The organism is Citrobacter amalonaticus, assembly GCF_002918555.1.
In the GTDB taxonomy this organism is placed as follows: domain Bacteria; phylum Pseudomonadota; class Gammaproteobacteria; order Enterobacterales; family Enterobacteriaceae; genus Citrobacter_C; species Citrobacter_C amalonaticus_A.
The window spans coordinates 220,126-231,949 of sequence record NZ_PQMB01000003.1 but is presented as its reverse complement, the minus strand read 5'-3'; the positions used below and the strand labels follow the sequence as shown (position 1 = coordinate 231,949).

Genomic DNA, 11,824 nt, shown 5'->3' with positions numbered 1-11,824 from the left:
ACGACTATGCCTTTATCTCGCGAAGCGATTGTTGACCAGCTAAAAGAAGTTGTTGGGTCCGAACGCGTAATTACCGATGAAACCGTATTAAAGAAAAACAGCATTGACCGCTTTCGTAAATATGCCGACATTCACGGTATTTATACACTACCCATTCCGGCGGCAGTGGTAAAACTCGGTTCGACAGAGCAGGTTTCCCGCGTTCTGGCGTTTATGAACCAACATAAAATCAATGGGGTTCCGCGTACCGGCGCATCCGCGACGGAAGGGGGTCTGGAAACGGTGGTCAAAGACTCCGTGGTGCTGGACGGGGCAGGGATGAACCAGATCCTGAGCATTGATATTGAAAATATGCAGGCGACGGCTCAATGCGGCGTTCCGCTTGAGATTCTGGAAAATGCATTGCGCGAAAAAGGGTATACCACCGGGCATTCGCCGCAGTCTAAGCCGCTGGCGCAGATGGGCGGCCTGGTTGCAACCCGCAGCATCGGGCAGTTCTCCACCCTCTACGGAGCCATTGAAGATATGGTCGTGGGGCTGGAGGCGGTGCTGCCGGACGGCACGGTAACCCGCATCAAGAACGTGCCACGCCGGGCTGCCGGTCCGGACATTCGCCACATCATCATTGGGAACGAAGGTGCGCTGTGCTATATCACTGAAGTGACGGTGAAAATCTTCAGGTTCACGCCGGAAAATAACCTTTTTTACGGCTACATTCTGGACGATATGAAAACCGGTTTCGACATCCTGCGTGAGGTGATGGTGGAAGGCTACCGTCCTTCGATTGCACGCCTGTATGACGCCGAGGATGGTACCCAGCACTTCACACACTTCGCTGACGGGAAATGCGTGCTGATCTTCATGGCTGAGGGCAATCCGCGAATGGCGCAAGCCACTGGCGAGGGCATTGCGGAGATCGTCGCGCGTTATCCACAGTGTAAGCGTGTGGACAGCAAGCTGATTGAGAACTGGTTTAACCATCTGAACTGGGGCCCGGAAAAAGTGGCTGCCGAACGCGTGCAGATCCTGAAGACTGGCAATATGGGCTTTACGACGGAAGTTTCCGGCAGCTGGAGCTGTATCCATCAAATTTACGAAAACGTGATCAATCGTATCCGTACTGAATTCCCACACGCGGATGACATCACCATGCTGGGCGGTCACTCTTCCCATAGTTATATCAACGGTACCAACATGTACTTTGTATATGACTACAACGTGGTGGACTGCAAGCCGGAAGAGGAGATTGATAAGTACCACAACCCGCTTAACAAAATTATTTGCGAAGAGACGATCCGTCTTGGCGGCTCAATGGTGCATCACCACGGCATCGGTAAGCACCGCGTTCACTGGAGCAAGCTGGAGCATGGCAGCGCGTGGCCGCTGCTGGAAGGTCTGAAACGTCAGTTTGATCCAAACGGTATTATGAACACGGGAACGATCTACCCGATTGAGAAATAAACATCAGCTGGCTTCCTGACCGGGAAGCCACAATTTTACCGGACAGGGGTAGAAATGAACACTTCACCGGTGCGAATGGACGATTTACCGCTTAACGGTTTTCACTGTCGTATTGCTGCCTTGACCTTTGGCGCTCATCTTACCGACGGCTATGTTCTTGGCGTTGTCGGCTATGCCATTATTCAGTTAACACCTGCCATGCAGCTCACGCCGTTTATGGCCGGGATGATTGGCGGTTCGGCGCTGCTCGGGTTGTTTCTCGGTAGTCTGGTGTTGGGCTGGATTTCAGACCACATTGGTCGACAGAAGATCTTCACTTTCAGCTTTGTGCTGATCACCATCGCCTCTTTTTTACAGCTTTTCGCCACCTCGCCGGAACAGCTTATTGGTTTACGCATCCTGATTGGGATTGGGCTGGGAGGCGATTATTCCGTGGGGCACACCCTGCTGGCTGAGTTCTCACCGCGTCGCCATCGGGGAGTGTTACTGGGGGCGTTCAGCGTGGTATGGACCATCGGCTATGTGCTGGCAAGCCTGGCGGGACACCATTTTGTTACCGAAAGCCCGGATGCCTGGCGCTGGCTGCTGGCGTCGGCGGCGCTGCCTGCACTATTGATTACCCTGCTTCGCTGGGGAACGCCGGAATCTCCCCGCTGGCTGCTGCGCCAGGGGCGTTTCGCGGAAGCCCACGCTATTGTTCACAGATATTTGGGGGCGCACGTATTGCTCGGCGACGAAGTGTCGACGGCCTCCGGAAAGCACATCAAAACGCTCTTTTCCCCCCTCTACTGGCGGCGAACCGCGTTTAACAGCGTCTTTTTTGTTTGTCTGGTAATCCCGTGGTTTGTTATCTACACCTGGCTGCCCACCATTGCCGGGACCATCGGCCTGGAGGATGCGCTCACCGCCAGCCTGCTGCTGAATGCGTTGTTAATCGTTGGCGCACTGCTGGGGCTGGTATTGACACATCTGCTGGCGCACCGTCGGTTTCTGCTTGGGAGTTTTTTTCTGTTGGCTGCCACGCTGGTGGTGATGGCTTTTTTACCGCCCGGCAGCCCGTTGACGCTGCTGCTTTTTGTCATGTTCAGCACCACAATTTCTGCGGTCAGTAATCTGGTAGGGATCCTGCCTGCTGAAAGCTTCCCGACGGATATCCGTTCGCTGGGCGTGGGTTTTGCGACGTCGATGAGCAGACTGGGCGCGGCAATCAGCACCGGCCTGCTGCCCTGGACGCTGGCGCAATGGGGGATGCAGGTTACGCTGCTGCTGCTGGCTGGCGTGCTCCTCATTGGATTTGTGGTGACCTGGCTATGGGCACCGGAAACGAAGGCATTGCCGCTGGTGGCGGCCGGAAGTGTGGAGAAAAGACAGGGAGGAGCAAATGAACATTCTGTTCGCGTTTAAGGCCGAACCAGACTCCGGCATGTTGGCGGAAAAAGACTGGCTGGCGGCGACGGAAGATACCCGTGGCCCGGACACCGCGCTGCTGCGCTGTTCTCCTGGTGCCGATGAGCAGGCGGCTGCGGCATTACTGCTGGCGCAACGTCGTGAAGGTTGTGATATGACGTTAACCGCGCTAAGCATTAGCGATGAGCGTGCGATTCATTGGTTGCGCTATTTTGCCGCGCTGGGTTTTGATAAGCCGGTGTTGCTGGAAACGACGGCGGATCTGCGCTTTGCGCCGGAATTCATTGCCCGGCAAATAACTGACTGGCAGCGTCATCACGGCGCGGATTTGATTATCACTGGCTGTCAGAGTAGCGAAGGACAGAACGGGCAAACGCCATTTATGATGGCTGAAATGCTGGCCTGGCCCTGCTTTACCCTGGTGGAGCGTTTTACGCTGACGCCGCCTTTTATTGTTGTCGAACAGCGAACGACAACCGGGTTACGCCGCTGCCGGGTGCGGCTTCCGGCAGTGATTGCCGTCAGGCAGTGTGGTGAAGTGGCGCTTCCCGTCCCCGGAATGCGTCAGCGTCTGGCGGCGGCAAAAGCGGAGATTTTACGTCAGCCAGCGTCCAGTGATGAAACCCCGAACGTGCAATGTCAGAAGCTGGTGCGACCGGCGCAGCGGCGCAGCGCCACGATTATCGACGGCGCGACGGCGCAGGAAAAAGCCCGGATATTGTGGAATGATTATTTGCGCCAGAGGATGCAGCCATGAAGATCGTTGTGATTACGGAATCGGGGGAATGCGCTGCACTGGCAGGCTGGATTGCAGAAAACGCGCTTAATGCAGCAGAACTGGAACGCTGGACGCTCGACCCGATGCCGGACGTGGCGGAGCAGGTGCTGGACGCGCTGGCGGCGCAGTGGTTGCTGACGCCAGCCGACATCCTGATTTTCCCGGCGGGTGCGCTGGGGGATGAGCTTGCGACGCGGCTGGCCTGGCGTCTGCATGGCGGCAGCGTTTGCCAGGTGCAGACGCTGGATGCGCAACAGGGGCTGGTGACGAAATCCCACTGGGGGAATGCGCTGACGGCTACGCTGCAAATCACCGCGCGTCCCTTGTGCCTTTCACTGGCGCGACAACCGGAAACGAGCGCGTCGGGCAACGTGCTGCCAGCGATGACGGAGCGCCGGATTGCCCCCACGACACCTCCGGGCTGGCTGGATAGCGTAGAAAGCATTGACCGTGTTACAGCTCATCCTTTGTTGCAGGCCGGGCGTGTGCTGGTGGTCGGGCAGGGAAGAGGTGACGCCGACGCCGCAAAAATTACCGCTCTTGGTCGCAAAATCGATGCCGAAGTGGGATACAGCCGTGCACGGGTGATGAATGGCGGCTTTGACGCTGAGCGCGTGATTGGGATATCGGGGCATCTGCTTGCGCCGGATGTCTGCATTGTGGCGGGGGCATCCGGCGCGGCGGCGCTAATGGCCGGGGTTCGTCAGAGCCGGTTCGTCGTGGCGATAAACAGTGACGCCAGTGCGCCGGTCTTCTCACAGGCGGATGTCGGCATTGTGGATGACTGGCTGCCGGTGCTGGAGGCGTTGGCAGCCATCGCAGAAAATTAATTCAGGGGCAGGCCGGATCAGGTGTTTACACTGCTATCCGGCAGCTCGGGTTAATGCAGCTTTTTGGCTAACGTCCAGACGTCGGTGTTGGTAGTTGAAAGCGCCGCCACACCAGCTTTCATCGCATTGCGGGCGTCCTCTTCATCGCAGACCAGACCACCGGCAATCAACGGCTGGCGTATTTTTTCCGTCACCCATCCCAGCACTTTCGGCATGCATCCCGGCAGGATTTCAATACAGTCCGGGTTTGACTGTGCGACCTGCTTGTCAATGTTGTGAAAGGAGATGGAGTCGACGATAAACAGGCGATGAATACAGAAAAAGCCCTCCGCCCGCGCCGCTTTCAGCATCGACGCTTTGGTACTGATGATGCCGTCGGCCTCGGTGACCAGCTTCAGAAACTGGATCACCACCTCTTTATTGGATGCGCCCTCCAGCAGATCAACGTGGATAAATGCGTATTTACCGGCAGTTTTAATCTTCTTCACGATATGGCTGATGGTGCAGATATTGCCGTACAGCACAGAAATGAACTGGCACTCGGAATCAATGGCTAATTGCAGGCTGGCGTTGTCTTTCACGGCGGCAATAACCGGATTCTGGCGAAGCAGGTGTAACAGGGGCATAAATTATCCTATTAAATTATCCAAATCGGTAAGTGATGCCAAAGCCGGACGCGGGGTAGCGCCACTGTTGCAGCGTTTTTTCATCACACAGCAGTCGACAGGTGCCGCACTCCAGGCAGCCGCGAAAGTTGACCCGTAGCTCACCTTTCGCCGTAAGAGAAAACAGTCCGGCGGGGCAGGACGTAATCAACCGTTGTGCCGTTTTGCTGTCAATAACGGTCGCAGGAACGATATGTGAAATGTCGGCGGGACGCCAGACGTTACGGGCTACAGACATCGTAAGCTCCTGATGATATCGCCTGCCAGATGACGCAGGCCGTGACGACGAAACTGACGCCAGACGATCTGGCGCAGCGGGGCTACCGGATGATTACCCTGATGCCAGATTTCACGGGAAATAGCCTCCATCAGCATGGGCCATTGGCGATACCATCCGGGGCGCTGGAGCAACGCCGGAACATCCCGGTAACGTTGCAGAACGTCCCACAGCAGGCTGTGCTGGATGTCGTGGTGATAAGCCGGAAACAGATTTTGCGGCTCGCGTTTCCGGCAGGCGTTAATCAATGTTTGCGCCGCCGCCTGAGCGCCAATGAGCGCCATATCCATGCCGCGAACGGAGAAACCGGTATTCACACAGCTGCGCAGCGCATCGCCCACCAGCAGCCAGCCGTCTCCGGCGTACTTTACGGGCAGGCTGTGCAGGCCGCCTTCTGGTACCAGATGTGCGCCATATTCCAGCGTTTCGCTGCCTCTGAGCAGCGGATACAGCGCCGGATGCGTCTTGAGCCGTTCCAGCAGTTCAGCCGCCGGGACATCGCTCTGTGCCAAAGAGGAGAGCGGACAAACCACGCCCAGAGAGAGCGTCTCCTGATTGGTATAGAGAAACGCGCCGCCGGGCCGTTCGCCGCAGATTTCTCCGCTGAACAGCATTGCAGCCCCCTCATCGCTGGATAAGCGAAAACGTTCTTCGAGCCGCGTTTTATCCAGCGCCAGCGTCTCTTTAATACCTAATGCCATTGCGGCTGTCGAGGGACGCGGCAGGAATCCATAACGCTCTGCCAGCACGCTGTTTGCCCCTTCCGCCAGCACCACATAACGGGCGCGGAGCGTCTCGTTATCAGCAATGACACCGCAGATTCTGTCCTCTTCGATATGGAGCGCCTCAACCGTCACACCGCTGATAAACTGTACGCCTTCGGCCTCGGCCTGGGCGACAAACCACGGGTCGAAGCGGGCGCGCAGCAGGCTCCATGAGTCTCCATCCGGTTGCAGGCTGGAGTACGTCGTTGCGCCATCGCGAGTTAACAGCGAGAGATTTTCCTGGGTAATTCGGCGTTCAAGTGGGGCTGAATGTTGGAAGTGGGGAAGAAGTTCACCGAGCGCGTGAGTATACAGACGCCCGCCTGAAAGGTTTTTACTGCCGGGAAGTTCGCCGCGCTCAAGGAGCAGAACCGAAAGCCCTGCGCGCGCGCAACGTAAAGCACAAGCGGTGCCCGCTATCCCTGCACCGATGATAATAATATCGAAATCGTCAGACATGTTGTGCTCCAGATATCCAGAGCACATAACCCTAACAGAGTGTTAGTTAAGGAATATTGACCGTTGCCACAGACGATACAATCATTCCCCGCGATAAACACAACCCGCCGTGCAGGTCTCTTTCACCATCACTGCACTCAGCAGAGGGACAACCGGTTTAACCTGATCCCAAATCCATTTTGCCAGTACTTCACTGGTTGGGTTTTCTAAGCCAGGAATATCGTTCAGATAGTAGTGATCAAGACGATCGTAAGTCGGCTTAAATGCCGCTTTCAGCTCAGCAAAGTCCATGATCCAACCGGTATGTGGATCGACTTCACCGGTAATTTCAAGACGCACCATAAATGAGTGACCATGCAGGCGGCCACACTTATGCCCTTCCGGGACGTGCGGCAGACGGTGAGCGGCTTCGAAGGTGAAATCTTTAAACAAAGTGGTGGACATTATTTACTCTCAAGAATGCAAAAAAACGCCGTAGGGTACCGTAAAGTACATTTTTTATCATTAGTTAAAAGGGCGCTGAACATCAGAACGGCATATTTCCATTATGAATGTTTAATAACACTCTAGATATCATATGCTTATTAAATCGTTTTTGCCGTTAACAACGACAACTAAAACAGGTTAGTTCATTTGGTTATTTGTTATTTCTATCCCTTCTTTAGTTGTTACTATTCACGCCGTTAACCTTATCTTCAGTTTGGGTTTTATTGCTGAAATCCGCTTTGCTTACTGGAACATGACAACGCATGACGACACAGGCCCCACCTTCCGCTTTGCTTCCGCTAAACCCGGAGCAGCTGGCACGCCTTCAGGCGGCCACGACCGACCTTACCCCCACGCAGCTTGCCTGGGTTTCTGGCTATTTCTGGGGCGTGCTGAATCAGCAGCCGGGCAGCACCGTGGCGGCACCTGCGCCTGCTGCTGAAATGCCGGGGATAACCCTCATCTCCGCCTCGCAAACCGGTAATGCGCGTCGGGTGGCGGAAGCCCTGCGTGACGATCTGCTGGCCGCGAAGCTCAACGTCACTCTCATCAATGCTGGCGACTATAAATTCAAACAGATCGCCAATGAGAAATTGCTGATCGTAGTGGCGTCGACGCAAGGGGAAGGTGAACCGGCGGAAGAAGCCGTAGCGTTGCATAAATTCCTGTTCTCGAAAAAAGCGCCGAAGCTTGATAACACCGCTTTTGCCGTGTTTGGTCTTGGTGACACTTCTTACGAGTTTTTCTGTCAGTCAGGAAAAGACTTCGATGCAAAACTGGCTGAGCTGGGCGGTGAGCGTCTGCTGGACCGCGTGGATGCCGATGTGGAATACCAGAACGCAGCCGCCGAATGGCGTGCGCGCGTGGTTGAGGTGCTGAAATCCCGTGCGCCGGTCGCCGCGCCTGCTCAGGCCATTGCCAGCGGAGCGGTAAATGAGATCCACTCCAGCCCGTATACCAAAGAATCTCCGCTGACGGCGAGCCTGTCGGTTAACCAGAAAATCACCGGTCGCGACTCGGAAAAAGATGTGCGCCATATCGAAATCGATCTGGGTGATTCCGGCCTGCGCTACCAGCCGGGCGATGCCTTAGGGGTCTGGTATCAGAACGATCCGGCACTGGTCAAAGAACTGGTTGAGCTGCTGTGGCTGAAAGGCGACGAACCGGTCACGGTTGACGGCAAAACCCTGTCGCTTACCGAAGCGCTGCAGTGGCATTTTGAGCTGACGGTGAACACCGGCAATATCGTTGAGAACTATGCCACTTTAACCCGTAGCGAATCCCTGCTGCCGCTGGTGGGTGATAAGGCACAGTTGCAGCATTACGCCGCAACCACGCCAATCGTCGATATGGTGCGTTTCTCCCCAGCGCAGCTGGATGCCCAAACGTTGGTTGATCTTCTGCGTCCACTCACGCCGCGTTTGTATTCTATTGCCTCTTCCCAGGCGGAAGTGGAAAGCGAAGTGCACGTAACCGTGGGCGTGGTGCGTTATGACATCGAAGGTCGTGCCCGTGCGGGGGGAGCATCCAGCTTCCTCGCCGATCGCGTTGAAGAGGATGGCGAAGTGCGTGTGTTCATTGAGCATAACGACAACTTCCGTCTGCCAGCGAATCCGCAAACGCCGGTCATTATGATTGGACCAGGCACGGGGATTGCGCCGTTCCGCGCCTTTATGCAGCAGCGCGCGGCGGACGGGGCAGAGGGCAAAAGCTGGCTGTTCTTTGGCAACCCGCATTTTACCGAAGATTTCCTTTACCAGGTGGAATGGCAGCGCTACGTCAAAGAAGGCGTGCTGAGCCGTATCGATCTGGCCTGGTCCCGTGACCAGAAAGAAAAAATATACGTACAAGACAAACTGCGCCAACAGGGCGCGGAGCTGTGGCGCTGGATCAATGAAGGTGCCCACATTTATGTCTGCGGCGACGCTAATCGCATGGCGAAAGACGTTGAGCAGGCTTTGCTGGAAGTGATTGCCGAATTCGGCGGTATGGATGCCGAAACGGCGGATGAATTTTTAAGTGAGCTGCGCGTAGAGCGCCGTTATCAGCGAGATGTCTACTAATGAGCGAAAAACATCCTGGCCCCCTGGTGGTCGAAGGCAAACTGTCTGATGCCGAGCGCATGAAGGTAGAGAGTAACTACCTGCGCGGCACCATTGCCGAAGATTTGAATGACGGTCTGACCGGCGGTTTCAAAGGCGACAACTTCCTGCTGATCCGTTTCCACGGTATGTATCAGCAGGATGACCGCGATATCCGCGCCGAGCGCGCAGAGCAGAAGCTGGAGCCGCGTCACGCGATGCTGCTGCGCTGCCGTCTGCCGGGTGGGGTGATCACCACCAGACAGTGGCAGGCGATCGATAAGTTCGCCCATGACAACACGATTTACGGCAGCATCCGCCTGACCAACCGTCAGACGTTCCAGTTTCACGGCATTCTGAAAAAGAACGTGAAGCCGGTACACCAGATGCTGCACTCCGTTGGTCTGGACTCGCTGGCAACCGCCAACGATATGAACCGTAACGTGCTGTGTACCTCCAACCCTTACGAGTCTGAATTGCACGCGCAAGCCTATGAATGGGCGAAGAAGATCTCTGAGCATCTGCTGCCGCGCACCCGTGCCTATGCGGAGATCTGGCTCGATCAGGAAAAGGTCGCCACGACGGATGAAGAACCGATCCTCGGCCAGACCTATCTGCCGCGTAAGTTCAAAACCACGGTCGTAATCCCACCGCAGAACGATATCGATCTGCACGCCAACGACATGAACTTCGTGGCGATTGCCGAAAACGGCAAGCTGGTGGGCTTTAACCTGCTGGTGGGCGGCGGTTTGTCTATTGAGCACGGGAATAAGAAAACTTACGCCCGCACCGCGAGCGAGTTCGGCTATCTGCCGCTGGAGCACACGCTGGCGGTAGCGGAAGCTGTGGTCACCACCCAGCGCGACTGGGGCAATCGCACCGATCGTAAAAACGCGAAAACCAAATACACCCTGGAGCGCGTGGGCGTTGAGACGTTCAAAGAAGAAGTGGAACGTCGCGCGGGCATTAAATTTGAGCCGATCCGGCCTTATGAATTCACCGGTCGCGGCGATCGCATCGGTTGGGTAAAAGGGATCGACAATAAATGGCACCTGACGCTGTTTATTGAGAACGGGCGTATTCTGGATTATCCCGGACGCCCGCTGAAAACGGGGCTGCTGGAAATCGCGAAGATCCATAAAGGCGAGTTCCGCATCACCGCCAACCAGAACCTGATCATTGCTGGTGTGCCGGAAAGCCAAAAAGCGAAGATCGAGAAGCTGGCGCGCGATCACGGATTGATGAATGCGGTGAAGCCGCAGCGTGAAAACTCGATGGCCTGCGTGTCGTTCCCGACCTGTCCGCTGGCGATGGCGGAAGCCGAACGTTTCCTGCCATCGTTCACTGATAAAGTGGAAGCCATTCTCGAAAAACACGGCATTCCTGACGAGCATATTGTGATGCGTGTGACGGGATGTCCGAACGGCTGCGGCCGCGCGATGCTGGCGGAGCTGGGCCTGGTGGGTAAAGCGCCGGGGCGCTACAACGTGCACCTTGGTGGTAACCGCATGGGCACGCGCATTCCGCGTATGTATCGCGAAAATATTACGGAATCGGAAATTCTCGACTCCGTTGACGAACTGGTTGGGCGCTGGGCGAAAGAGCGCGAAGCGGGTGAAGGCTTCGGCGATTTTACGGTGCGTGCGGGCATCATTCGTCCGGTGCTCGATCCGGCGCGGGATTTCTGGGAATAACATCCGATTACCCGATGGCGCTACGCGTAGGCCTGATAAGCGCAGCGCCATCAGGCAAGGTAAACAGCGAGGTATTTATGTCCGTACTCGATCTCAACGCGTTGAACGAACTGCCGAAAGTTGAGCGCGTCCTGGCGCTGGCAGAAACCAACGGTGAACTGGAAAAACGCGATGCTGAAGGACGCGTGGCGTGGGCGCTGGAGAATCTGCCAGGTGAATACGTGCTCTCATCGAGCTTTGGTATTCAGGCGGCGGTCAGCCTGCACCTGGTGAATCAGGTTCACCCGGATATCCTGGTGATCCTCACCGATACCGGCTATTTGTTCCCGGAAACCTACCAGTTTATTGATGAGTTAACGGACAAGCTCAAGCTTAATCTGCAAGTCTACCGGGCGAAGGAGAGCGCGGCCTGGCAGGAAGCGCGCTACGGCAAACTGTGGGAGCAGGGCGTTGAAGGCATTGAGAAATACAATGAGATCAACAAAGTCGAGCCGATGAACCGCGCGCTTAAAGAACTCAACGCGCAAACCTGGTTTGCGGGTCTGCGCCGCGAGCAGTCGGGCAGCCGGGCGCATTTGCCGGTTCTGGCTATCCAGCGCGGCGTGTTTAAAATGTTGCCCATCATCGACTGGGATAACCGTACCGTTTACCAGTACCTGCAAAAGCATGGCCTGAAATATCACCCCTTGTGGGATCAGGGCTATCTCTCCGTCGGTGATACTCACACCACCCGTAAGTGGGAGCCGGGTATGGCGGAAGAAGAGACGCGGTTCTTCGGATTGAAGCGCGAGTGCGGATTGCACGAGGGGTGATCGTCTCATCAGCACCGGAAAATAGAGGGAAATATTTCTGGTGCTTATTTATTTAATTTATCTTATTCATTTTTATTATTTTCTTGAAAAAATACTTTATTTTGCGCGTT

At 55.8% G+C, this 11,824-nt stretch carries 10 protein-coding genes and 1 pseudogene; 7 read left to right on the top strand and 4 right to left on the bottom strand.

Annotated elements, in window-relative coordinates:
- Positions 1-6: 6 nt before the first annotated feature.
- The 4 genes and pseudogenes from C3432_RS13660 to C3432_RS13645 all read left to right on the top strand — a co-directional run bounded on the left by C3432_RS13660 (position 7) and on the right by C3432_RS13645 (position 4,476).
- Positions 7-1,461 (top strand): FAD-binding oxidoreductase, encoded by a 1,455-nt coding sequence (locus C3432_RS13660; RefSeq protein WP_103777155.1) that lies wholly within the window; start codon positions 7-9, stop codon positions 1,459-1,461.
- Positions 1,462-1,506: 45 nt separating this feature from the next.
- A pseudogene (locus C3432_RS13655) lies at positions 1,507-2,865 on the top strand (MFS transporter); the annotation flags it as partial.
- A complete protein-coding gene (locus C3432_RS13650) occupies positions 2,843-3,625 on the top strand; it encodes an electron transfer flavoprotein subunit beta/FixA family protein (protein ID WP_103777153.1) in 783 nt (260 codons plus the stop codon). The pseudogene C3432_RS13655 and the gene C3432_RS13650, both read left to right, overlap by 23 nt.
- On the top strand, positions 3,622-4,476 hold the full coding sequence (locus C3432_RS13645; RefSeq protein WP_103777152.1) for an electron transfer flavoprotein subunit alpha/FixB family protein: 855 nt from the start codon (positions 3,622-3,624) through the stop codon (positions 4,474-4,476). The genes C3432_RS13650 and C3432_RS13645 overlap by 4 nt, the downstream gene beginning before the upstream one ends.
- A gap of 50 nt (positions 4,477-4,526) precedes the next feature.
- On the opposite strand, the gene C3432_RS13640 is transcribed toward C3432_RS13645, so the two are convergent.
- From C3432_RS13640 to queD, 4 genes are all read right to left on the bottom strand, one after another.
- On the bottom strand, positions 4,527-5,102 hold the full coding sequence (locus tag C3432_RS13640) for a glycerol-3-phosphate responsive antiterminator (RefSeq protein WP_016154221.1): 576 nt from the start codon (positions 5,100-5,102) through the stop codon (positions 4,527-4,529).
- 16 nt (positions 5,103-5,118) lie between these two features.
- Positions 5,119-5,379 (bottom strand): ferredoxin family protein, encoded by a 261-nt coding sequence (locus C3432_RS13635; RefSeq protein WP_103777151.1) that lies wholly within the window; start codon positions 5,377-5,379, stop codon positions 5,119-5,121.
- Complete coding sequence (locus tag C3432_RS13630; protein ID WP_103777150.1) at positions 5,370-6,641, bottom strand: FAD-dependent oxidoreductase; 1,272 nt, start codon at positions 6,639-6,641, stop codon at positions 5,370-5,372. The genes C3432_RS13635 and C3432_RS13630 overlap by 10 nt, the downstream gene beginning before the upstream one ends.
- A gap of 81 nt (positions 6,642-6,722) precedes the next feature.
- Positions 6,723-7,085: a 6-carboxytetrahydropterin synthase QueD gene (queD, locus tag C3432_RS13625; protein WP_006687049.1), complete on the bottom strand. Its 363-nt coding sequence runs from the start codon at positions 7,083-7,085 to the stop codon at positions 6,723-6,725.
- Between the two features lie 305 nt (positions 7,086-7,390).
- Here queD and cysJ point away from each other — a divergent pair, with 305 nt between their 5' ends.
- The 3 genes from cysJ to cysH all read left to right on the top strand — a co-directional run bounded on the left by cysJ (position 7,391) and on the right by cysH (position 11,714).
- Complete coding sequence (gene cysJ / locus C3432_RS13620) at positions 7,391-9,190, top strand: NADPH-dependent assimilatory sulfite reductase flavoprotein subunit (protein ID WP_103777149.1); 1,800 nt, start codon at positions 7,391-7,393, stop codon at positions 9,188-9,190.
- A complete protein-coding gene (gene cysI, locus C3432_RS13615) occupies positions 9,190-10,902 on the top strand; it encodes an assimilatory sulfite reductase (NADPH) hemoprotein subunit (protein WP_103777148.1) in 1,713 nt (570 codons plus the stop codon). Before cysJ ends, cysI begins: the two co-directional genes overlap by 1 nt.
- Before the next feature lie 77 nt (positions 10,903-10,979).
- Complete coding sequence (gene cysH / locus C3432_RS13610; RefSeq protein WP_103777864.1) at positions 10,980-11,714, top strand: phosphoadenosine phosphosulfate reductase; 735 nt, start codon at positions 10,980-10,982, stop codon at positions 11,712-11,714.
- Positions 11,715-11,824: the final 110 nt, after the last annotated feature.